Source organism: Microbacterium sp. NPDC089320, from assembly GCF_040684875.1.
Lineage (GTDB): Bacteria > Actinomycetota > Actinomycetes > Actinomycetales > Microbacteriaceae > Microbacterium.
Genome location: NZ_JBFBGY010000005.1, coordinates 400,407 through 421,896, shown reverse-complemented (window position 1 = coordinate 421,896; position 21,490 = coordinate 400,407). Strand labels below are relative to the sequence as shown.

19 protein-coding genes are annotated in these 21,490 nt (G+C 69.4%); 8 read left to right on the top strand and 11 right to left on the bottom strand.

The features are described 5' to 3' along the window. Nucleotides 1-98 precede the first annotated feature (98 nt). The 3 genes from AB0N61_RS16075 to AB0N61_RS16065 all read right to left on the bottom strand — a co-directional run bounded on the left by AB0N61_RS16075 (nt 99) and on the right by AB0N61_RS16065 (nt 4,038). Complete coding sequence (locus AB0N61_RS16075) at nt 99-947, bottom strand: SDR family NAD(P)-dependent oxidoreductase (RefSeq protein WP_363365356.1); 849 nt, start codon at nt 945-947, stop codon at nt 99-101. Nucleotides 948-1,056: 109 nt separating this feature from the next. After that, nucleotides 1,057-2,694 (bottom strand): amidohydrolase, encoded by a 1,638-nt coding sequence (locus tag AB0N61_RS16070; RefSeq protein ID WP_363365355.1) that lies wholly within the window; start codon nt 2,692-2,694, stop codon nt 1,057-1,059. Nucleotides 2,695-2,766: 72 nt separating this feature from the next. Next, nucleotides 2,767-4,038 carry an MFS transporter gene (locus AB0N61_RS16065; RefSeq protein WP_363365353.1) on the bottom strand — a complete coding sequence of 424 codons (1,272 nt, stop codon included), beginning with the start codon at nt 4,036-4,038 and terminating at the stop codon, nt 2,767-2,769. A gap of 162 nt (nt 4,039-4,200) precedes the next feature. Here AB0N61_RS16065 and AB0N61_RS16060 point away from each other — a divergent pair, with 162 nt between their 5' ends. Then, nucleotides 4,201-5,139: a LysR family transcriptional regulator gene (locus tag AB0N61_RS16060; RefSeq protein ID WP_363365352.1), complete on the top strand. Its 939-nt coding sequence runs from the start codon at nt 4,201-4,203 to the stop codon at nt 5,137-5,139. A gap of 17 nt (nt 5,140-5,156) precedes the next feature. Here the strand turns inward: AB0N61_RS16060 and AB0N61_RS16055 are convergent, their stop codons facing one another. The 3 genes from AB0N61_RS16055 to AB0N61_RS16045 are packed head-to-tail and all read right to left on the bottom strand — an operon-like array spanning nt 5,157 to nt 7,231. Beyond that, a complete protein-coding gene (locus AB0N61_RS16055) occupies nt 5,157-6,002 on the bottom strand; it encodes an SMP-30/gluconolactonase/LRE family protein (RefSeq protein WP_363365351.1) in 846 nt (281 codons plus the stop codon). Then, complete coding sequence (locus tag AB0N61_RS16050; protein ID WP_363365350.1) at nt 5,999-6,838, bottom strand: hypothetical protein; 840 nt, start codon at nt 6,836-6,838, stop codon at nt 5,999-6,001. The genes AB0N61_RS16055 and AB0N61_RS16050 overlap by 4 nt, the downstream gene beginning before the upstream one ends. A gap of 42 nt (nt 6,839-6,880) precedes the next feature. Beyond that, complete coding sequence (locus AB0N61_RS16045; RefSeq protein ID WP_363365349.1) at nt 6,881-7,231, bottom strand: TraR/DksA C4-type zinc finger protein; 351 nt, start codon at nt 7,229-7,231, stop codon at nt 6,881-6,883. A gap of 169 nt (nt 7,232-7,400) precedes the next feature. On the opposite strand from AB0N61_RS16045, the gene phnD reads away from it, so the two are divergent. From phnD to AB0N61_RS16020, 5 genes are all read left to right on the top strand, one after another. Continuing rightward, nucleotides 7,401-8,303 (top strand): phosphate/phosphite/phosphonate ABC transporter substrate-binding protein, encoded by a 903-nt coding sequence (phnD, locus tag AB0N61_RS16040; RefSeq protein ID WP_363365348.1) that lies wholly within the window; start codon nt 7,401-7,403, stop codon nt 8,301-8,303. After that, entirely contained in the window at nt 8,300-9,205 is a 906-nt protein-coding gene (locus AB0N61_RS16035) for a phosphonate ABC transporter ATP-binding protein (protein ID WP_363365347.1), read from the top strand. The genes phnD and AB0N61_RS16035 overlap by 4 nt, the downstream gene beginning before the upstream one ends. Then, entirely contained in the window at nt 9,189-10,076 is an 888-nt protein-coding gene (phnE, locus tag AB0N61_RS16030; protein WP_363365346.1) for a phosphonate ABC transporter, permease protein PhnE, read from the top strand. The genes AB0N61_RS16035 and phnE overlap by 17 nt, the downstream gene beginning before the upstream one ends. Beyond that, the gene (locus AB0N61_RS16025; protein ID WP_363365345.1) at nt 10,073-10,840 is read left to right on the top strand and encodes a tyrosine-protein phosphatase; all 768 of its coding nucleotides are present in this window, start codon (nt 10,073-10,075) and stop codon (nt 10,838-10,840) included. The genes phnE and AB0N61_RS16025 overlap by 4 nt, the downstream gene beginning before the upstream one ends. A gap of 164 nt (nt 10,841-11,004) precedes the next feature. Beyond that, nucleotides 11,005-11,574: a TetR/AcrR family transcriptional regulator gene (locus tag AB0N61_RS16020; protein WP_363365344.1), complete on the top strand. Its 570-nt coding sequence runs from the start codon at nt 11,005-11,007 to the stop codon at nt 11,572-11,574. Nucleotides 11,575-11,662: 88 nt separating this feature from the next. Here AB0N61_RS16020 and AB0N61_RS16015 read toward each other — a convergent pair whose 3' ends face one another. Beyond that, nucleotides 11,663-14,203: an MMPL family transporter gene (locus AB0N61_RS16015; protein ID WP_363365343.1), complete on the bottom strand. Its 2,541-nt coding sequence runs from the start codon at nt 14,201-14,203 to the stop codon at nt 11,663-11,665. Nucleotides 14,204-14,275: 72 nt separating this feature from the next. Here AB0N61_RS16015 and AB0N61_RS16010 point away from each other — a divergent pair, with 72 nt between their 5' ends. After that, entirely contained in the window at nt 14,276-14,845 is a 570-nt protein-coding gene (locus AB0N61_RS16010) for a TetR/AcrR family transcriptional regulator (protein WP_363365341.1), read from the top strand. 131 nt (nt 14,846-14,976) lie between these two features. Here the strand turns inward: AB0N61_RS16010 and AB0N61_RS16005 are convergent, their stop codons facing one another. The 4 genes from AB0N61_RS16005 to AB0N61_RS15990 form a co-directional block, all read right to left on the bottom strand. Then, a complete protein-coding gene (locus AB0N61_RS16005) occupies nt 14,977-15,120 on the bottom strand; it encodes a hypothetical protein (RefSeq protein WP_167947250.1) in 144 nt (47 codons plus the stop codon). Next, nucleotides 15,117-17,450, bottom strand: coding sequence for a phosphoribosylformylglycinamidine synthase subunit PurL (gene purL, locus AB0N61_RS16000; RefSeq protein ID WP_363365340.1), 2,334 nt, complete (start codon nt 17,448-17,450; stop codon nt 15,117-15,119). Before purL ends, AB0N61_RS16005 begins: the two co-directional genes overlap by 4 nt. 108 nt (nt 17,451-17,558) lie before the next feature. Further along, nucleotides 17,559-18,257: a helix-turn-helix domain-containing protein gene (locus tag AB0N61_RS15995; RefSeq protein ID WP_363365339.1), complete on the bottom strand. Its 699-nt coding sequence runs from the start codon at nt 18,255-18,257 to the stop codon at nt 17,559-17,561. Next, nucleotides 18,254-19,780, bottom strand: coding sequence for an APC family permease (locus AB0N61_RS15990; protein WP_363365337.1), 1,527 nt, complete (start codon nt 19,778-19,780; stop codon nt 18,254-18,256). The genes AB0N61_RS15995 and AB0N61_RS15990 overlap by 4 nt, the downstream gene beginning before the upstream one ends. A 237-nt stretch (nt 19,781-20,017) precedes the next feature. Between AB0N61_RS15990 and AB0N61_RS15985 the strand changes: the two genes are divergently transcribed. Continuing rightward, on the top strand, nt 20,018-21,490 hold the full coding sequence (locus AB0N61_RS15985) for an APC family permease (protein ID WP_167947242.1): 1,473 nt from the start codon (nt 20,018-20,020) through the stop codon (nt 21,488-21,490).

Sequence of the window (21,490 nt, the reverse complement as noted above, 5' to 3'; positions counted from 1 at the left end):
CAGCATACTCCCGCCCCGCCACCCTTTCGAATCGCGCACCTGGCAGTTTCCGGGGCCGGCGAACTGCAAAGTGCGCGATTCGAAACCGGCGGGTGCGGTCAGCGGGAGGGGATGCCGACGAGCTCGGCGCTCTTCTGCCACAGCGCCTCGGCGAGGGCGGCATCATCGACCTGCGGATTGACGCGGTTGCTGAGGGTGCGTTCGTCGTAGTACGCGCCCGAGAACCACGTCTCGTCGGGCGTCCCCTCGATGAACCAGCGCAGGATGCTGCCGCCCTCTTCGACGCCGGTCAGCAGGAACCGACCGAGGAAGCTCTGGTAGACGAGTCGCATGATGCTCGACGAGTCGGCCGCGAAGTTCGTCCGCACCGTGCCGGGGTGGAAGGCGACCGAGCTCAGCCCGTCGGCGTGGAACTTCGTGTGCAGGCTCTTGGTGAACAGGATGTTCGCGAGCTTCGCGTCTCCGTAGGCCTTGTTCGCACTGTACTTGCGCGCGTTGTCGAGGTCGTCGATCTCCAGGTGCCCGAAGAGTCGGTGGCCGACGCTCGAGGTGTTGATGACCGCGGCGTCCGACTGCAGCAGCCGCGGCAGCAGCAGATTCGTCAACAGGAACGGCGCCAGGTGATTCACCTGGAACGTCTTCTCGTGTCCGTCGACCGTGGGGGTGCGGTCACCGAAGATCCCTCCGGCGTTGTTCGCGAGCACGTCGATGCGCGCGTCGCCGACGGCGTCCAGAATCCTCGCCGCGAGTTCGCGCACGTCGTCGAGTCGGGCGAAGTCGGCGGTGAACCACTCGGCGCCGGACTCGGCGGCGACTGCTCGGGTCTTCTCGACCGATCGGCCGACCAGGATGAGTCGGTCGCCGGATGCCTCGAGCTGGCGCGCCGCTGCAGCGCCGATGCCGTCGGATGCCCCGGTGATGACGATGGTCTTCGCGTCGCCGGTCACGCGGCAGCATCCTTCGCGGTGTCGTGCTCGCAGGGGATCTGGTCTGAGATGCCGCGCATCCGTCCGCCCTTCTGGTGGGACCCGGTCTCCCGAGGCTATCGCAGCAGGATCACGCCTCTCCGCCGAACACGACCTCGCCGCCGACGACCGTCGTCGTGACCTGCTGATCCGCGATCCGCTCGGACTCGATCTCATAGAGGTCGTCGCTGAGGGCGATGAAGTCGGCGAGCATGCCGACCTTCAGCGTGCCCTTGTGCTGCTCCTGCCCGACGGCATAGGCCGAGCCGTGGGTGTACGCCCGCACCGCCTCGTCGATGCTCACACGTTCGCGGGGCCCGAGCACCTCGCCGCTCGACGTGCGACGCAGCACCATGTCTCGCAGCGAGACCAGGGGATCGGCGTCGGAGATGGGCGAATCGGTCGAGCCGTTGAGCACGATCCCCGCATCCGCCAAGGACTTCACGCGGTAGATGTCGTCTCGGCGGTCAGCGTCGACGGCTGCCGCCATGCCGTCGCCGAAGTCCGACACGAAGACTCCCTGCGGCACGGGGATCACGCCGAGCGCCGCAGCCCGGGCGATGTCGGCATCGCTCGCGAGGGCGAAGTGCTCGATGCGGTGGCGCACATCGGGCCGCGGCGCGATGCTCTGCGCGTGCTCGATCGCGTCGAGCACGTGTGTGATCGCGCGGTCGCCGATCGCGTGCGTGGCCACTGTCCATCCCGCGAGGTGCGCCCCGACGATGTAGTCGCGCAGCGCCTCGGGCTCGTGCAGCAGCACTCCGAAGTTGTCGGATTCGCCCTGGAAACACGCGTGCATGGCGGCGGAGCGACCGATGAACGAACCGTCGGCGACGATCTTCACCGGGCCGACGCGCAGCATGTCGTCGCCGAGGCCGGTGCGGATGCCGAGGTCGAGGCCGAGCACCCGCTTGTCGGGCAGGTCCGAGAACGGGTGCAGCACCGTGATGTAGGGCATCAGGGTCGTCCGCACCCGCAGCAGGCGCTGCTCGACCGCCGTCTGGTAGGCGTGGTAGTCGAGCGGGTTGTTGCCGACCATGCGGATCTCGCCGATGCCCGGCTCGGTCACCGAGGTGAGGCCGTAGCTCAGGGCCTGGTCGCTGGCGAGTCCGAGGTTGCGTCGCACCTCGTCGAGGTCCATCGGCCGCACGAGCGCGAAGATCGGGGCCATCGCCGACTCCTGCAGCAGACCCTGCGGGCGTCCGTCGGCGTCGCGGGGGATGCCGCCGCCCGCGATGTCGGGGAATCCTTCGCGTCGTGGGTAGCCCGCGAGCTCGAAGGCCCGCGTGTTGGCGACCATCATGTGCCCCGAGACGTGCTCGAGGATCACCGGGCGTCCGCCCGACACCCGGTCCAGCGCCTCGGCGGTGGGATGCCCCTCGAGGAAGTTCTGGTCGTAGCCGGAGCCTCGCACCCAGGCATCCGGAGCCAGGCCGTCGGCATGGACGCGCACTGCGTCGTACAGCTCGTCGAGCGAGTTCACGGCGCCAGGACGCAGGTTCAGGGAGGCGAGCCGGAAGCCCGTGAGAGAGAGGTGGTGATGGGCGTCGTGGAAGCCCGGGAGCACCGGCTGCCCCTTCAGATCGATCACCCGATCCGCGTCCACGCCGTGCAGGTCGTCGTCGAAGCCGACGATGCGGCCGTTGAGCGTGCCGATGCTGTGCGCGGTCGGACGCTCGCTGTCGAGGGTGCGGATGCGGGCGTTGGTGAAGATGGCGTCTACGCGCATGTTCTCTCCGGTCTTCGATGACGGGTGGAAGCCCGACCGCCGGCGTGCGGCGGTCGGGCTGTTCTCTGACGGTCAGGCGGTGGTCACGGCCTCGGTCTCGGAGACCACCGAGCGGGTGATCCGCCGCTGCAGGCCCCAGACGCCGGCGATCGTGACGAGGATCATCGCGGCATAGAAGCCGGCGACACCCCAGACGCTGCCGCCGCTGGAGTTGAGGATCCACTGGGCGACGAGCGGCGTGGAACCACCGAAGACGGTCGCGCACAGCTGGTAGGCCAGCGAGACGCCGGAGTAGCGGATCCGCGCGGGGAACGCGGAGGCCAGGAGGGTCGCCAGCAGCGCGTAGTACGCGGTGCTGCCGATGATCGTGGCGTAGAGCGTGACGGTGATCCACAGCGGGGAGGCCGCCTGGATGGCGAGGAAGTACGGCACGGTGAGCAGCACGCTGAGCACGAGCCCCGCGAGCATGACACGCGCGATGCCGAGCCGCTCGGCGATCTTCGCGGCGATCGGCTGCCAGATGAACTGCAGGATCGCCATGCCCAGCAGGATGTTGAGCATCAGCTGGCGGTCGATGCCGAGCGAGCCGGTGGTCCAGGCGAGCAGGAACGTGTTCGAGAAGTAGGCGTTCGAGATTCCCATGACCGAGGCGAGCACACCGAGGCCGATGAGCAGCGGCGCGGTGCGGAGGGCGACGAGCACCGGGGCGCTCACGACCTCTTTGCTCTCCTTCGCGGCGACGAAGTCGGGGGACTCCTCGACCTTCACGCGGATCACGAGCCCCACGAGCACGAGGATCGCGGAGACCAGGAACGGGATGCGCCAGCCCCAGGTGATGAACTGCTCGTCGGGGAGCAGACCCACGAGCAGGAACATGAGGGTGGCGAGGATGGATCCTGCGGGTGAGCCCTGCTGCACCCAGGCGCCGGCGAGGCCCTTCTTCTTGGCCCGGGCGTTCTCGGTCGAGAGCAGCACGGCCCCGCCCCATTCGCCGCCGACCGCGAAGCCCTGGAGGCCGCGGAGCACGACGAGGAGGATCGGAGCCAGGATGCCGATCTGCGCGTAGGTCGGGAGGAGACCGATCAGGGTGGTCGCGCTGCCCATCAGGATGAGGGTGAGCACGAGCACGTTCTTGCGTCCGAACTTGTCGCCGAAGTGACCGAAGACCAGACCGCCGACGGGGCGCATCAGGAATCCGACCCAGAAGGTGGCGAACGAGGCGAGGAGGGCGGCGCCGGGCGCGACCTCCGGATAGAAGACGCGGCCGAAGACGAGGGCGGCGGCCGTGCCGAAGATGTAGAAGTCGTACCACTCGATCGCGGTGCCCACGAAGGCACCCACCATCGAACGACGTTGCCGGGCAGTGCTGAGGTCAGTGCGCGAGTTGGCCATCGGGAAGGCTCTCTCTGTCAGGGGGAGTCGGGTGCGGATCGGGTGTGCCCATCCTCACCGCCGCGACCCATGCCCGTCCAATGAAGAAAACGGGTAACCGCATACGCTTTGTGTATGTACGGAGAGCGAGAGCTGGAAGCATTCGTCGCGGTCGTCGACAGCGGATCGGTCAGTGTCGCCGCAGAACGCCTGATCAGAACGCAACCCACGGTGTCGCGACAGATCGCATCGCTCGAGCGGCAGATCGGCGCGGCGCTGTTCCGCCGCATGCCCCACGGGATGGTGAAGACCTATGCCGGCGACCGTCTCGAGCCGATGGCGCGCGACCTCGTGCGACGGGGCCGACGCGCACGCGAGGTGATGACGGGCGTCGTGCAGAAGGAGCGCTCGTTCGTCGCGGCCGCTCCCGAGATGACGAGCGTGCTCGTGCTCGCACCGTTCATCGCGGGCGGGGGCCCGATCTCCGACGTGGTCGTCGCGACGCCCCCTGAGACGTACGATCGGCTGCGCAGCGGGGCGGATCTCGCGGTGACGACGAGCGCCCCGGATTCGCGGCTCAGCAGCGTGCGGGTCATGACGCTTCCCCTGCTGTGCCAGATGCCGGCGTCCCATCCGCTGGCGGTGCACGAGCGGCCCGAGCTGCAGGAGATGCTGGCCGCCCCCTTCCTGACGTCGGGAACGGGGTCCGCGGCGTGGACGCAGATCCAGCGGGCGGCGGAGGGCGAGGGGTGGTCGACCGAGATGGCGGGCTTCGGCGCCGATGCCCCCATCATCCAGGCGCGTTCGTCGGCCGGACACGGTCCGTGCGTCGTCGTCGAGCCGCCGCGGTTCGGGCTGGTCTCCCGGCCGCTGCACCACCGGGGGCGACCGATGCAGTGCGCTCTCTACGCGAGCTGGGAGCGCACCCACTACGCCCGCGAGGACATCCGCGACGTGGCCGAGCAGCTCACGGAGTTCGCGGCCGATCACGTGCGGGGACTGTACGACCCCGCGGCGGAGATCGAAGGGGCCGCGGGTGACTCGCGGCAGGTGGAGAGGGCTGCTCGGGCGTGAGGGCGCGAGGCTCGGCCTCAGCCGGCGAAGGGCACGACCGCCTGGCCGCTCACCCCGGGGCGCACGGCGAACAGCGAGCCGGCCTCCGTGCCGTGGTCGGCGTCGAGACCCTGCGCGGAGGTCGTGATGAACAGCGTGCCGAGATCGTCGCCGCCGAAGGTGCACGCGCTCACCTGCGGAACGGGCAGCTCGATGCGGGCGATCTGCGATCCGTCGGCCGCATATCCGTGCACGGCGCTTCCGCCCCAGAGGGCGACCCAGACCGACCCGTCGGCGGCCACGGTCAGGCCGTCGGGGCTGCCGAGATCCTCGGGGATCGACACGAAACCGCGGCGGTCGTGGAGGTCGCCGTCGATCACGTCGAAGACGTCGACGCGTCCGGTCGCAGTGTCGACGTAATACGCGCGCGCCCCGTCGGAGGTGAATCCGATGCCGTTCGAGACCTCGACGCCCGAGAGCACCTCGGTCGTGCCGAGGTCGGCGCCGATCCTGAGGACGCGGCCCACCGCTCCGGCATCGTCGAGCGCCATCGAGCCCGCGAGAAGACGGCCGTGCGTGTCGACTGTGCCGTCGTTGAACCGCGCCTGCCCGAGGTCGAACGTCGCGGCGATGCGGGCAGGTCCATCAGCGGTGTCGGAGAGGTGCAGGCTGCGTGCACCCAGCGCGACGAATCCACCCGCCGCCCGCGGGCGGAAGAACGCGGCGTAGTCGTCGTCGAGGTGCAGGCGATGGATGCCGTCGTCGCGCAGCGTCACGAGATCGGCCGCCTCCCCGTCGACCCAGCGGATGCCGCCCCACGACGGCGACCACACGGGGGCTTCGGCGTGCACGCAGATCGGGCCGGTGAGGTTCTCGGGAGTCACTGCGTATCGTCCTTCCGCAGCGGCATCGGCATCCGCTGGGGCTCGGGTGGCGCTGTGGTGTCGGGGGCGGAGGCGGAGGTGCCGGCCGCATCGCCCGGGGTGGGGTGCGCCGGCAGTTCGCGAGCGACCTGCTTCTCGAGCACCTGCACGGCCTCGTCGCTCAACAGGATGAGTCCTTCGAGCTCGTCGCGCACGCGGCGGTACGCCACATTGCGCTCGGCCTGGGTGGCCGACTCGTCGACCGCGACCTTGAGCAGCTGCTGCGCGCGGTCCAGGCGCTTGCGCTCGGCGTCGGTGAACGTCGAGTCGCGCAGACGTCGGGCATCCTTCTCGGCGACCTCGAAAGCGACGGCGTAGGCGCCCACCGCGTCGAGGTACTCCGACACCTGCTGCTCGCTCACGGGCGCATCGGCCGAGAGCGGGCGCAGCGCATCCGCCGTCCTCTTGGCCCGCAGGAACGCGGCGACGAGAGGCTGCCGACCGTCGCTCATGGCGGGGAAGGCGATGAGCTTCGCGACATCGAGCTCGTAGTCGAGCCACCGGGCGGTGATCTCGTCGTGCTCGGTGAAGAGGCGCTCGAGGAGGGCGTTCGGGGCGACGGATGCCCGGGTGTCGACGACCGCCGGGCCCACCTGGCGCGACCTTCCGCTGCGGGCTTCGAGCTGCGCCGTCTTGATCTCGGCCTTGAGGCGCAGGGTCTCGAGGCGGCGCTCGTGTCGGCGCTTCGCCGCGCGCTCCCAGGTCTTCGCCGCGCCCCCGGCGACACCCATGATGGGAAAGACGAGCCACCAGTAGTGGCCCGCGAATTCCCAGAAGCCGCGGATGAACTCGTCCATGATGCCCTCAGCCTACTTCTCGGGGTGGGGCGGCGTGGGCCGTCAGAGCCCGAGCTTCTCGGCGCAGGCGACGCAGTGCGTGGCGAACGGGCGCACCTCGAGTCGCGCCTCGGGAATCGGTCGTCCGCAGTGCGCGCAGATCCCGTAGGTGCCGGCATCCAGGCGCGCGAGCGCATCGTCGACCTGCTGGAGTTCCGACGCCGCGGCCTCGGCGAGTCCCGTCAGCCGTGACCACTCCGACGAGAGCGTGACGCCCTCGGGATCGTGCTCGTCGTCGTCGTTCGAGCCCTCGCGGTCGTGCATGAGCTCGGCGAGGGTCGCCGCGGTCGATGCGACCCTCGCCGACGCGTCGGCGCGCAGCAGATCGAGGCGAGAGCGAGCATCCGAGGTCATCCGCACACTCTAGGCCGCGGCTCCGACATCCGGCACCCGGGCCACCGTCACCAGTCGTTCACCCAGCGTTCCGTTTCGAGTACGGCGGTCTCGTAATTGCCCGTCACCTTCGCGAGTTGGAATACTCCTGTTCTCGGAATTCGGGAACGTCTCCTCCCGAAAGGTCATCATGCGCCGCCTCACCCTGCCCGCCGTCGGCCTCCTCGGCGTCGCCGCCCTCGCCCTGACCGGCTGCCAGAGCCCGTCCGCCGAAGCGGCCCCCGCCGACCCGAACGCTCCTCTCACGATCGCGACCATCCCCGTCGGCGACGACCCCACGGCCGAGAACCCGATCGAGGTCTTCGCCGAGCTGCTCGAAGAGGCCACCGGGCGCGACGTCGAGATCACCGACGTGCCCGACTACCTCAGCGTCGTCGAGGCGATCCGCGCCGACCACGTCGACATCGGCATCATGAGCGGCTTCCCCTCGGCGCTCGCCGTCAACACGGGCGAGATCGACGCGCTCGTCGCCTTCCAGGGCGACGGCAAGCCCGTCTCGACCTGCGTGGTGCTGAACGACTCGCCGATCCAGACCGTCGAAGACCTCGAGGGCAAGACCGTCGCCTTCGCCGACCAGGCCTCGAGCTCGGGCTACTTCATGCCCGTGTACATGCTGCACGAGGCGGGCCTCGAGCAGGGAACCGACTACGAGGCGATCTTCGCCGGCGGACACGAGGGCAGCTTCGCCGCGCTCGAGCAGGGACAGGTGGATGCCGCATGCACCGCGGTCATGCTGACCGAGCTCGGCGCCCCGATGTTCCCGTTCGCCGATGGCGAGTGGCGTGCGGTGGGCGAGAGCCCGGCGATGGACATCCAGGGTGCCGTGCTCGGACGCCAGTCGCTCGACGCCGAGACCCGCACGCTCATCCAGGAGGGCATCGCCGAGGTCTTCTCGCCCGAGAACGCCGAGCGCCTGGGAGCCTACGGTGCCTTCGCCGCCGCGGAGCAGACGGTCGACCCCGACAGCTCGTCGTTCGCCTCCTTCGCCGAGATCGCCGCGGTCGCCGGTGTCGAGCTCAAGGACCTCAAGTGACGAGCCCCGCACTCTCCCTCGCCTCGGAGAACCGGGACGAATCGGATGCCGCAGGGCGCGCCGAGGCGAGACTCGCCGGGCCCGCCCCCGATGGTCTGGGTTTTCCGACGACGGCGGCGACGACGGCGGCGACGACGACGGGAGCCGTTGTCACGGTGCGCGACCTCAGCGTCGCGTACGACACCACCACCGTGCTCGACGGCGTCGATCTCGACCTGTTCCCGGGCGAGATGGTCGCGCTGCTCGGCGCCTCGGGCTCGGGGAAGTCCACCCTGATGCGCAGTCTCACCGGCTTCGCCCCGATCTCGGCGGGGTCGGCGCGCGTCGCCGGCCACGACGTCACCAACCTCGCGCGCGGCGAGCTGCGCACTCTGCGGTCGGATGTCGGCCAGGTGTTCCAGCAGTTCAACCTCATCCCGCGCCTGAGCGTGCTGACCAACGTGCTCGCGGGAGCACTGCACGGCGCCGGGCCCATCAACCTCGTCGGCGGCTTCTCGAGCGCGCATCGCCGCCGCGCGTTGGAACTGCTCGACCGCGTCGGCATCGCCCACAAGGCCACCGCTCCCGCTCGGTCGCTGTCGGGAGGGCAGCAGCAGCGTGTCGCGATCGCTCGTGCGCTCATGCAACAGCCTGCAGTGATCCTCGCGGATGAGCCCGTCGCCTCCCTCGACCCGAAACTCGCGGACTCCGTGCTCGGTCTGCTGCGCGAGATCGCCACCGAAGACGGCATCCCGGTTCTGGTCAGCCTGCACGTGCTGCCGCTCGCCCTCGCGCACAGCGACCGCATCATCGGCCTGCGGCACGGACGGATGCTGGTCGCCGGCGCCACCTCGCAGCTGGATGCCGCTGCCCTCGCGCCGCTCTACGACGACGAGGAGCACGATGATGACGCTCACCACTGACCCCCGCTCGACCGGCCGACCGGCTGACAGCGCACGCCCCGCCCGCACCCCCGACCGCGCGGTCACACGGCCCACCCTCGATGCCGCCGAGCGGTCGCGGCTCGAGCGTGCTTTCCGCGTGCCGCGCGCACGGTTCCTGCTCGGACTCCCGGTCGCCGCGCTGCTGCTGATCTGGTCGTTCAACGGCGCCCAGTTCAACTTCATCAAGCTGGGCGACGGCGCGGTCAACATGGGCGAGTTCCTGTCGCGCCTTTTCCCGCCGGACTTCTCGAAGATCGGCACGATCCTCGCACTGCTGCTGGAGACCTTCCAGATGGCGGTCGTCGGCACGGTGCTCGGAGCCGTGCTCTCGCTGCTCGTCGCCTTCGGGGCGTCGTCGAACATCGCGCCGAAGTGGGTCTATTACCCGACGAGATGGGTGATGAACATCATCCGCTCGGTGCCCGATCTCGTCTTCGCGCTCATGTTCGTCTCGGCCGTCGGGCTCGGCCCGTTCGCCGGCATCCTGGCCATGACCCTCGGCTCCATCGGGTCGATCGGCAAGATCTTCGCCGAGGCGATGGAGCAGGTCGACCGCGGACCCGTCGTCGCGATGGAAGCGGTCGGCGCTTCGAAGAGGCAGGTCATCCAGTACGGCATCCTGCCGCAGGCCGCGCCCCTGCTCACGTCCTACACGCTGCTGCTGTTCGAGGGCAATGTGCGCGGCGCGACCATCCTCGGCCTCGTCGGCGCGGGCGGCATCGGCCTCGAGCTGACCACCGCCATGCGCATGTACGACTACGGCCACCTCAGCGCCATCATCATCTGCATCATCGTGCTCGTCACGGCGATCGACCAGGGCAGCGCCCTCATCCGAAGGAGAATCACATGACCATCGCCGACATCGACCTGGTGCTCAGCGCCCCCGTCAACCTGCGCGACCTCGGCGGCATCCCGATCGAGGGTGGCGTGCTGCGTGAAGGGCTGGCGATCCGCACCGATGACCTCGCCTATGTGCCGACCGAGATCGCCTCTCAGCTGGTCGCGGCGGGGCTCACGGCGATCATCGACCTGCGCTCGCCGCTCGAGGTCTCGGTCACCGGGCGGGGTCCGCTCGCTGACTACCCGGTCGCGTACCACCACCTGCCGCTCATCGCGGACGTCGGAGAGTCGATGAACCGGGATGCCCCCGAGCTCAGCCACGACGCCATGGGGCGGATGTACCTGCGCATGGTCGAGGTCGCCGCGCCCCAGCTCGTCACTGCGCTGAACGTGATCGCCTACACCCCGGGAACCGCGGCGTTCCACTGCGCCGCCGGGCGCGACCGCACCGGAGTGGTGGCGGCGATGCTGCTGCTGGCGCTCGGGGCGGCCGATGACGACATCGTCGCCGACTACGCCCTCACCGGCGGAAACATGGTCGCGATCATGCGTCGGACCGCGCCCGTGATGGGTGCGATGTGGAAGGCTCTCGGCTTCGATGCGGATGCCGTCGGCGCGACGTCGTCGCTGCTCGAGGGGTCGATGGAGGTGTCGATGCGCACCCTGCTCGACACGCTTCGCGCACAGCACGGTGACGCGCTCGCGCCGCTGCGCGCGGCGGGACTGTCGGACGCCACGATCGGCCGCCTGCGCGAGCGGGCGCTCGCCGCGTGACGGTCGCAGTTGGTGCCGCTTCCGGTGCGGCTCCCGCCGTTCCGGTCGCAGTTGGTGCCGCCGTGGACCCCCTGAACGCGGCACGAACTGCGACGGGAACGCCCGGGGCGATGGATGCCGGGACTGCGGTTCGCCGCCGTCCTGGCCGTCCGCGCGATGAGGACATGGACGGGCAGATCGTCGCCGCCACGCTCGAGATCATCGATGCGGGGCACGAGGTGACCGTCAGCCGGGTGGTCGAGCGCAGCGGGGTCAGTCGCGCGGCGCTGTATCGACGCTGGCCGTCGCTCACGACGCTGATCGCCGCGGCCCTCGATGTCGGGCGCACGATCCCGCCGGAGTATCCGGAAGGCGTCGACCTGCGAGTGGCGCTGATCGACGGCTTCGGCCTCGGTGAAGGCGGTGCGACCCTCTCGGTCGCGGCATCCGGGTATTCCGAGGAGCGCTTCCGTCAACGCATCCGTCTCGTCATGTCCGATCGCGCCCTGCAGAAGGCGTACTGGCAGTCGCATGTGTCACGTCGTCGCGCACCTCTGCTGAACGCGCTTCGGGCGGGCGTCGCGCGCGGCGAGCTGCGGGCCGATCTCGACGTCGAGGCGTGCTTCGACGCTATCGCCGGCACCGCCTACTACCAGATCGTCGTCCGCGGCGACCGGATGGACGACCCCGCCGTGGCCGCGCGGCTGCGCGCCGCGGTCGACGTGATCTGGCGCGGGATGGTACGCCGGAAATGAAGGAGAACTCCGGTTCTGAAGGAAGAGATCCGACGACTTCTCCTTCAGAACGGGAGTTCTCCTTCGATCCGGTCGATCGCCCGCGAGGTCAGTGCCCCGAGTGCCTCTTCTCGCGCGGCACGACCGTGATCGTGTCGGTCCGGACGCCGGGGTGCTCGCGCTCGAGCGCAGCGCCCTCCATGTCGACGTTCGGCAGGATGCGGTCGAGCCACCGCGGCAGCCACCAGGCCGAGCGTCCGAGCAGGTGCATCAGCGCCGGCATGAGCAGCATCCGCACGACGAAGGCGTCGAGCAGCACGCCGAAGGCGAGGCCGAAGCCGATCGAGCGGATGATGGTCGACTCCGAGAAGATGAACCCGCCGAACACCGACACCATGATGAGCGCCGCCGCGATCACGACCGAGCGTCCGGCTCGGAAGCCCTGGGCGACGGCATCCCGTGCCGAGGCGCCGTGCACATACGCTTCGCGCATTCCCGAGGCGAGGAACAGCTGGTAGTCCATCGCGAGCCCGAACAGGATGCCGACGAGGATCACCGGCAGGAAGCTGAGGATCGGCCCCGGGCTGTCCAGCCCGATGAGGTCGGCTCCCCAGCCCCACTGGAACACGGCGACGATCAGACCGTAGGTCGCGAACAGCGAGAGCACGAACCCACCGGTCGCGATGATCGGCACGAGCAGCGATCGGAACACGACGATCATGATGAGCAGCGAGAGTCCGACCACGACCACGAGGTAGAGCGGCAGGACGCCGGCGAGCGCCTCGGAGATGTCGATGTTGGTCGCAGCCTGCCCGGCGACGCCGAGCGTGATGCCGCCGTCGAGCTGCGGCAGCGCGCGGATGTCCTGCACGAGCTTCTCGGTCGACGCGCTGTTCGGGCCTTCGGCAGGGAGAACCTGGAACGCGATCAGCGTGTTGTCGTCGGACGTCGCGACCGGCGCGACTGCGACCACGTCGTCCTGGTCGGCGATCTTCTGCGCGACCTTGACCTGGGTGGCGAGCAGATCGTCGTCGCTCACGGCGTCATCGAGTGTCGCGGTGACCAGCAGCGGGCCGTTAGCTCCTTCGCCGAACTGCTCGTCGACGATGTGGAACGCGCGGTAGCTCGTGGAGTCGGAGGGTTCGCTCGCGCCGTCGGGCAGTCCGAGACGCATCGACATCGAGGGGATCGCGACGACCAGCAGGGCGATCACGCTGACGAGCACGGTGACGATGGCCCGCAGCGTCGACATCTGCGTCACGGGCTTGCCGGCGGCGTGCGGCTGGCCGATCGTGGCGCGGGCCTTGCCGCTGAGCAGTCGCGCGCCGACGAGTCCCAGGATGGCGGGAGCGAGGGTGATCGCGACGAGCACGGCGACCGCGACGCAGACCGCGCCGACCGTCCCCATGAGTCCGAGGAAGGGCACGCCGGTCACGTTGAGGGCGAGCAGCGCGACGATCACGGTGGTGCCGGCGAACACGACCGCAGTGCCCGAGGTGCCCGTGGCCAGCCCGATGGACTCGCGCACCGGTACGCCGTTGAGCAGCTGCTTGCGGTGTCGGTTCACGATGAAGAGCGAGTAGTCGATGCCGACGGCGAGGCCGAGCATCACGCCCAGCACCGGAGTGACGGATGCCATGTCGACGACGCCCGAGAAGGCGAGGGATGCGGTCACGCCGACGCCCACGCCGACGACGGCCGTCACGATGGGCAGTGCGGCGCCGATGATCGTGCCCAGCATCACGATCAGCACGACCGCGGCGAATGCGAGTCCGATCGCCTCGCCGACGCCGAAGATCTCGGGCACTCCCTGGGCGATGTCGGTGCCGAAGTCGACCTCGACGCCGTCGATCGGAGATGACTCGAAGTGCTCGATCGTGCCCTGCTTGACCTCTTCCGAGAGCTCGAGTCGAGGGTCTTCGAACGAGACGTTGACGATGGCCGTCGAGCCGTCGTCGGAGACGACGCCGATGCCGTTCGTGAGGTCGAGGAGCGTGGAGCCGAGGTCGACCTGCTCGGCGTTGGCGTCGAGCTCGGCACGCGAATCGTCGATGGTCTTCTGCTGGGCGTCGAGCGCGGCGGCCTGCTCGTTCAGCGCGGCGATCTGGGCGTCGAGCGCGGCGAGCTGCTCGGCGGGAGCGCCGCCCGCCTCAGCCTGCGTCCGCGCGGCGGTCAGCTGTTCGAGACCCGCGTCGAGCTGGGCGCGCCCCTCATCGAGCTGCGCCTGGCCGGCGTCGAGCTGCGCGCGGCCCCCCTCGATCTGGTCCTTGCCCTCCGCGAGGTCCCGAGCCTGCACGGCCTGCTGCTGCTGGGCGTCGAACGGGTCGACCACCGAGGCGACCCCGTCGAGGTCCTCGGCGCTCTTCGCGAGATCGGAGATCTCCTGCTTCTGCTCCTCCGTGAAGGCAGAGCCGTCGGTCGTCTGATAGACGACCGTGCCGGTGCCACCCGCGGTGTCGGGCAGCTTCTCGGCGAGCTGATCGGTGACGGCGCCCGAGGCCGTTCCCGGGATGTCGAAGCTGTTGCTCAGCGTGCCCCCGAGCGTGAGGAACGCGCCGATGCCCAGACCGAGGATGACGACCCACGACACGATCACCGTCCACGCTCTGCGTGCAGCGAACGAACCCAGGCGGAACAGCAGTGCAGCCAAAACGATCTCCTTCAGACGAATAGATCATACGGGGCGTCTCGTCTAGTGTTCTGTGGTTATCCTGAACGTGTGGTGAACGAGCATCGGAGCGGACCCGTGCGGAGCACGGCTGCGCGCGAGGCCATCCTCGACGCCACCTCCCGGCTGTTCCACAACCAGGGATACGACCGTCTCACGATCGAGGGGATCGCGAAAGAGGCCGGCGTCGGCAAGCAGACCATCTATCGGTGGTGGCCGTCGCGCGGTGCGCTCATCGGCGAATGCCTCGCCGAGGGGCGCCTGATCCCGGTCGACTTCGTGGTTCCCGACACGGGCGACCTCGCCGCCGACGTCGAGACCTGGCTGCGCAGCGTGCTCTCGATCCTCGAGGCCCCGGAGGGCGGTGCCCTCCTCCGCTCTCTCGTCGCAGCCGCGACCGAGGATGCCGGAGTCGGTGCGCACCTCGGCGAGAGCCTCGGCGTCGAGAAATACCTCACCGAGCGCATCCGAGGTGGCATCCGCGACGGGCAGCTCGCCGAGGGCGCACCGGTCGAGCAGCTGGGCCGGGCGATCCTCGGGGCGATCATCGTCGAGTCCCTCGGGCGCGAGCACCACGATCCGGAGTCGATCGTGCAGCTGACCCGCTTCTTCTTCTCGCGCTGACCGCCTCGCAGTCCGGTGCAGAAGACGCGGGCGTGACAGGTGCATGCCGAAACGACAGATGCATGCTCAGAACGCGGTTCTGAGCATGCATCTGTGCAGGGAGCATGCGCCTGTGGGCGCAGCCGACCCGGTCAGCCGAGAAGCAGAGTGATCACGGTCGCGCCGCCGCCACCCAGGATGAGGGCGATGATGACGGTCCAGGCGACGATGCGCATGCGGCGATTGCGCTTCTCGCCGAGATCGCCGTAGTCCTCGCTCAGGCCGTCGCCGCTCATGCGCTGACCGGCTCGGTGACGGTCGGGCCGAAGGCGGCGGGCAGCGTGGCCTGCGAGCGCTCGCGGATCTCGGCGATCGACACGGTGAAGACGTCCTGCACCTCGAGCTGGTCGCCCTCGGAGTCGGTCACGCCGATGCGCATCACCGGGTAGTCGCGGCCTTCGCAGAGTCCGCGGAACTTCACGTCGTCTTCGCGCGGCACGGTCACGATGACGCGACCGGTCGATTCGGAGAAGAGGGCGGATGCGGCATCCACACCGTCGCGCTCGATGATCTCGTTGAGCCAGACGCGTGCGCCGACGCCGAAGCGCGAGACGCCCTCGGCGAGAGCCTGCGCGAGGCCGCCCTCGGAGACATCGTGCGCCGACGAGATCAGCCACTCGTCACGGGCCGCGCCGAGCAGACCCGCGAGGCGCTTCTCGCCGGCGAGGTCGACCTTGGGGGGCAGTCCGCCGAGGTGCTGGTGCACGGTCTCGGCCCACGCCGAACCCGAGAGCTCGGTCGAGGTCGTGCCGAGGAGGTAGATGTTCTGACCCTCGTCCTGCCATCCCGAGGGGATGCGGCGCGAGACGTCGTCGATGATGCCGAGCACGCCGACCAGCGGGGTCGGGTGGATCGGCACGTCGCCGGTCTGGTTGTAGAACGAGACGTTGCCGCCGGTGACCGGGGTGCCGAGTTCGTAGCATCCGTCGGCCAGGCCGTCGACGGTCTGCCCGAACTGCCACATGACCTCGGGGTTCTCGGGGGAGCCGAAGTTCAGGCAGTCGGTGATCGCGGTGGGAACGGCGCCGGTGACGGCGACGTTGCGGTAGGCCTCGGCCAGCGCGAGCTGCGCACCGGCATACGGGTCGAGCTGGCAGTATCGGCCGTTGGCGTCGGTCGAGATCGCGAAGCCGAGGCCCGACTCCTCGTCGACGCGGATCATGCCGGCGTCGTCGGGGAACGAGAGGGCCGTGTTGCCGAGCACGTAGTAGTCGTACTGGTTGGTGATCCAGCGGGTGTCGGCGAGGTTCGGCGAGGCGACGAGGTCGAGGAACTGCTCGCGAAGCACCTCGGGGTCGTTCGACCGGGGCAGGTTCTCGGCGGCATCCGCCTTCAGCGCGTCGATCCACGTCGGGTACGCGACCGGACGGTCGTAGACCGGGCCGTCGACCGCGACGGTCGAGGGGTCGACGTCGACGATGCGCTCGCCCTGCCAGTCGATGACGAGGCGGCCGTCTCCGGTGACCTCACCGAGCACCGACGTCTCGACGTCCCACTTCTGCACGACGGCGAGGAAAGCGTCGAGCTTCTCGGGAGCGACGATCGCCATCATGCGCTCCTGCGACTCCGACATGAGGATCTCCTCGGCCGTGAGCGACGGGTCGCGCAGCAGCACGTTGTCGAGCGAGACCTTCATGCCGCTGTTGCCGTTGGCCGCGAGCTCGCTGGTCGCGCACGAGATGCCGGCGGCACCGAGGTCTTGAATGGCCTCGACGAGCTCGTCACGGTAGAGCTCGAGGCAGCACTCGATGAGCACCTTCTCGGCGAAGGGGTCGCCCACCTGCACCGCGGGGCGCTTGGTGGGTCCGCCGTCGGCGAAGGTGTCGGATGCCAGGATGCTGGCGCCGCCGATGCCGTCGCCACCCGTGCGGGCGCCGAAGAGCACGACCTTGTTGCCCACGCCGGTGGCGTTGGCGAGCTTGAGGTCTTCGTGGCGGAGCACGCCGACCGCCAGCGCGTTGACGAGCGGGTTGGCCTGGTAGACGGAGTCGAAGACCGTCTCGCCACCGATGTTCGGCAGACCAAGGCAGTTGCCGTAGAAGCTGATGCCGCTGGTCACGCCGTGCACGACGCGGGCGGTGTCGGGGTGGTCGATCGCGCCGAAGCGCAGGGCGTCCATGACCGCGACCGGGCGTGCGCCCATCGAGATGATGTCGCGGACGATGCCGCCGACGCCGGTCGCCGCGCCCTGGAACGGCTCGATGAAGCTCGGGTGGTTGTGGCTCTCGGCCTTGAAGGTGACGGCCCAGCCCTCGCCGACGTCGATGACGCCCGCGTTCTGGCCCATGCCCACCATGAGGCGTTCCTTCATCTCGTCGGAGACCTTCTGACCGAAGCGGCGCAGGTAGTTCTTCGACGACTTGTACGAGCAGTGCTCCGACCACATCACGGAGTACATCGCCAGCTCACCGGAGGTGGGGCGGCGGCCCAGGATCTCCTTGATGCGGGCGTACTCGTCATCCTTGAGGCCCAGCGCCGCGTAGGGCTGCTCCTTCTCCGGAGTCGCGGTGGCGTTCTCGACGGAGTCGGGGACGTGCTTGTGGGCAGGTGCAGGGGCGGTGGTCACGCGCACTCCTAGATGAGGGGCCGGCGGGGCAGGGCCAGTCTACCGGGGGATGCCGGGGGCCTGGGTTCGTGCTCCGGGGCGACGGATGCCGGCATCCGCTGCTCACGTCTATGTCACGAGCGGTCCGAGCTCCCGGGCTGCCGCGATGACGGAGCCGGCGATCGAATCGGACTCGTCGATGTATCTGCGCGGACCCGAGTACGACAGCGCTCCGGCCAGCGCACCGGAGGCGTCGGTGATCGGCGCGACCAGACACCCGCGCTGACCGTCGCGCGTGCGGATCACGCCCTGCTCGCGGAGCTCGGCGACGAGGTCGTCGGTGACGTGCTCCCCGCGCACGTCGTCCCCTCGCACGACGAGGGGCAGCAGGCCCAGCGCGTATCGGGTGGGCTCGTGCTGCAGGCCCTGCCGGTTCGAGAGGGGGAAGTCGGGGTCCTCATCGGCGATGACGACTCTGCCGTCGCGGTAGAGGACGAGGTGGATGCCGCCCCGCGCACTCGCTCTCGTGCGCTCGAGGACGTCCCGTGCGGCGCGGGGGACGCGTTCGACGCCGACGCTGCCGGCCAGCAACGCCACCTTCGTGCCCAGGGCGAAACCGGTGAGATCCGGTGTCCGGACGAGGTATTCGTCCTGCACCAGCAGATTGAGCAGGCGATAGGTCGTCGCGCGCGGCATCCCCAGATGCTCGGCGAGCTGCCGCGCGGTGACACCGGCCCCCATCGCCGCGACGGCTTCGAGCATCGACAGAGCGCTGTGGATGGCGGTGGGCTGGCGGGCCGAGATCACTACCGCGTCACCGCCCGTCATCCGTCGGCGTCCCCCGGTTCGCCCCCGTCTGCGCTGCTGCTGCTGTCGCCTGCGCTGCCGCTGCGCGCGACGCCGCCGAGCACGTGAGAGGCGACCGGCTCGTCGTAGCGTCCGACCTCGCCGAGGGGCGCGCGACGCCGCCATCGGATCAGCGCCGCCGCGATGACGGCGATGCCGATGGTGAGCCAGACTCCCGGATTGCCCGCCGTGGCCTCCGCGGCGAGGTAGACGGCCAGGCATCCCGTGAGTGCCACAGCCGCGGTGGCGGCCACGATCACGGATCCGGCGGTGACCTCTCCGATGCGACGCAGGAACAGAGGCGCGGCGATGCACACCAGCACGTAGGCGACGATGTAGCCCGAGGCCGAGATCAACAGAACGACCCGCATCGCGTCCCACGGCGACACCCCGGCCGCCACGACCGCGATCGGGACCAGGGCGATCGGCGGAGCTGCGATGGCGATCGCGGCGATCGGAGTGCGGTGGCGGCGGTGCGTGCGTCCCAGCTCGGCCGGGGCCACGCCGTCGCGGGCGAGTGCGAACACGATGCGGGTGAGGGCGGTCGTCGATGCGATGGCGCAGGCCAGGCCCGAGGTGGCGATGCCGACGTCCGCGACGGCGGCCCAGGCGGAGAGACCGAAACGCGACGCCAGCTCATCGAGGAGGGCGACCGACGTCGTGCCCCCGATCGCGGCGGCCCCGGCGATCTGCGTGTAGCCGGCGATGAGGTAGAAGACGCCGGTCACGCCGACGCTCCACACGATGGCGCGGGGGATGTTCTTCAGGGGCGAGCGCGCTTCGACGCCGAGCGTCGCCGAACTCTCGAAACCGACGAACGCGGTGATCGCGAGCACTGCGCCCCCGGCGATGCCTGCCACCGATACGTCGTCGGATGAGAAGACCGCCGCCGGATGGATCGGTCCGATCTGCACGAGGAGCACGATGAGAAGCAGGAGGATCAGCGCGACCGAGACGAGTTCGACGACGAGAGCGACCCGGGATGAGAGACGGATGCCGCGCACGAGGACGATCGCGAGCACCGCTGCCTCGACGACCAGAGCGCCGAGAGCGATCGGGGTCGGGGGGAGCTGTGGCCACAGCCGGGTCACGAGCATCGTCGCGTAGTGCGCCCCGCCGAGGAGCGCGAAGACCGAGATGAAGGCGTACCCGACGACGATCGCCGCGCCCGTCGCGAGCCCGGCGGTCGTGCCGAGTCCCCGCGCGGCATAGGTGTAGAGCGAGCCGCTGGCGGCGAACCGCCGCGTGAACTGGTTGATCGTCCGAGCGACCAGGAACGTGATGATCGTCGCGAGGGCCATCACCAGAACCGTCGCTCCGCCGGCCAGATCCGCGACCATCAGCACGGCCATCGCCGACGCCGCGGCCGGCGCGATGGCGGCGACCGACTGCGCGAGGATGTCGGCGAAACCCACGGTGTGCCGGTCGAGTCCGTCCAGCGGTGAGCGGGCGGCGAACGATCGAACGGCCTCCGGGCTCTCGATCGCCTCTTGGAGTGCAGACATGGGGCCTCCGCCTGTTGCGCGATGAACGCTGCTGCGCGATGAGACGAGGCTACGAGCGGTCGGTTGCAGGGACGCTTCAGGCGTGTTTCGCGCAGATCTCACCCGAATGAGACAGCCCGCATCCGCGTGTCCCGTTCACGGCGACCGCAGACGTCACTCCACCGAGACGGCCGGGAAATCCCTCCGCGGCAGGGTGAGGGAATCGCTCCGCTCCGCTTCTCTCAGAAGGGTTTGCACATGGTTCAGATTCACCCCAGCGCCGCCGAGGCCTCCTCGAAGAAGGTCCTGTCGGGATCGCTCGGCGCCACCGCGATCGTCTTTATGGTCGTCGCCGCGGCCTCGCCCCTGACGGTCATCGGCGGGTCCGCCCCGCTCGGCATCCTGCTCGGCAACGGGTCCGGTTTCCCGGCGCTGTACGCGATCAGCGCCGTCGTCCTCCTGCTCTTCGCGGTCGGGGTCTCGGCCATGGCCAAGCACGTCCCCAATCCCGGTGCGTTCTTCACCTACGTCGGATACGGCCTCGGGCGCTCGACCGGTCTCGCCTCCGCCTGGATCGCGATGCTCACCTACACGACGATCCAGGTGTCGGTATACGGCTACATGGGGTACGTGCTGAGCTTCACGTTCGAGGGCTTCGGCATCTCGCTTCCCTGGTGGCTGTACTCCGTCGCGGTCGTCGCTCTCGTCGGCCTCCTCGGCTACCGGCACATCGATCTGTCCAGCAAGGTGCTCGGCGTGCTGCTCTGCGCCGAGGTCGGCATCGTCCTCATCCTCGTCGCCGCCGTCGTCCTCTCCGGTGGCCCCGAGGGGCTGAGCCTGGCGCCGTTCGAGCCGGCGAACGTCGCGAGCGGTTCGCCGGGTGTGGGCCTGATGATGGCGATCGCCGCCTTCATCGGCTTCGAGGCGACCGCCGTGTTCCGCAGCGAGGCGCGCGACCCCGACCGCACGATCCCGCGGGCGACCTACATGGCCGTGATCGGCGTGGGCGTGTTCTACACGCTCGCCTCGTGGGGCCTCGTGATGGCGTGGGGACCCTCCAACATCCTCGACGAGGCCGCTGCCGACCCCGGAACGCTCATCCTCCGCACGATGTCGGCGTATCTCGGCCCGATCGGCGAGATCATCACGAACATCCTCCTCATCACCGCGATGTTCGCGTGCGTGCTGTCGTTCCACAACGTCGTCGCCCGCTACCAGTACTCCATGGCCGGCGCCGGTGTGCTGCCCGACCGCGTGGCCTCTGTGCACCCGCGGCACATGTCGCCGCACGTGTCCTCGCTCGCGCAGACCATCACGGCGATCGTCCTCGTCGCGCTGTTCGCCGTGCTGGGCCTCGACCCCGTGCTGCAGGTGTTCACCTGGTTCGCCGGCGTCGCGACCGTCGCCATCGCCATCCTGATGGCGGTGACCTCGATCGCGGTGATCGTCTACTTCGCCAGGACCCGCAAGGACAGGCGGATGTGGAACACCGTGGTCGCCCCGGTGCTCGGATTCATCGGACTGGTGCTCTCGGTGGTCATGATCGTCGTCTACTTCCCGATCATGGTCGGCGATGCGGATGCCGAGGGGAACCCCGTCTTCGGTGCGGTCAGCTGGTGCCTGCTCGGGCTGGTGATCGTCTTCCCGATCATCGGGTACATCCAGGCGGCGTGGATCAGAACCCGCCGGCCCGCCGCCTACGCCAAGCTCACCGACGCCATCGCCGGCTGA

Coding starts and splice junctions, on each gene's coding strand:
- AB0N61_RS16070 (WP_363365355.1), bottom strand. CDS start 2,694: ATGCGCGTAGACGCCATCTTCACCAACGCCCGCATCCGCACCCTCGAC.
- AB0N61_RS16065 (WP_363365353.1), bottom strand. CDS start 4,038: ATGGTGGGTGCCTTCGTGGGCACCGCGATCGAGTGGTACGACTTCTAC.
- AB0N61_RS16060 (WP_363365352.1), top strand. CDS start 4,201: ATGTACGGAGAGCGAGAGCTGGAAGCATTCGTCGCGGTCGTCGACAGC.
- AB0N61_RS16050 (WP_363365350.1), bottom strand. CDS start 6,838: ATGGACGAGTTCATCCGCGGCTTCTGGGAATTCGCGGGCCACTACTGG.
- AB0N61_RS16045 (WP_363365349.1), bottom strand. CDS start 7,231: ATGACCTCGGATGCTCGCTCTCGCCTCGATCTGCTGCGCGCCGACGCG.
- phnD (WP_363365348.1), top strand. CDS start 7,401: ATGCGCCGCCTCACCCTGCCCGCCGTCGGCCTCCTCGGCGTCGCCGCC.
- phnE (WP_363365346.1), top strand. CDS start 9,189: ATGACGCTCACCACTGACCCCCGCTCGACCGGCCGACCGGCTGACAGC.
- AB0N61_RS16025 (WP_363365345.1), top strand. CDS start 10,073: ATGACCATCGCCGACATCGACCTGGTGCTCAGCGCCCCCGTCAACCTG.
- AB0N61_RS16020 (WP_363365344.1), top strand. CDS start 11,005: ATGGACGGGCAGATCGTCGCCGCCACGCTCGAGATCATCGATGCGGGG.
- AB0N61_RS16005 (WP_167947250.1), bottom strand. CDS start 15,120: ATGAGCGGCGACGGCCTGAGCGAGGACTACGGCGATCTCGGCGAGAAG.
- AB0N61_RS15995 (WP_363365339.1), bottom strand. CDS start 18,257: ATGACGGGCGGTGACGCGGTAGTGATCTCGGCCCGCCAGCCCACCGCC.
- AB0N61_RS15990 (WP_363365337.1), bottom strand. CDS start 19,780: ATGTCTGCACTCCAAGAGGCGATCGAGAGCCCGGAGGCCGTTCGATCG.
- AB0N61_RS15985 (WP_167947242.1), top strand. CDS start 20,018: ATGGTTCAGATTCACCCCAGCGCCGCCGAGGCCTCCTCGAAGAAGGTC.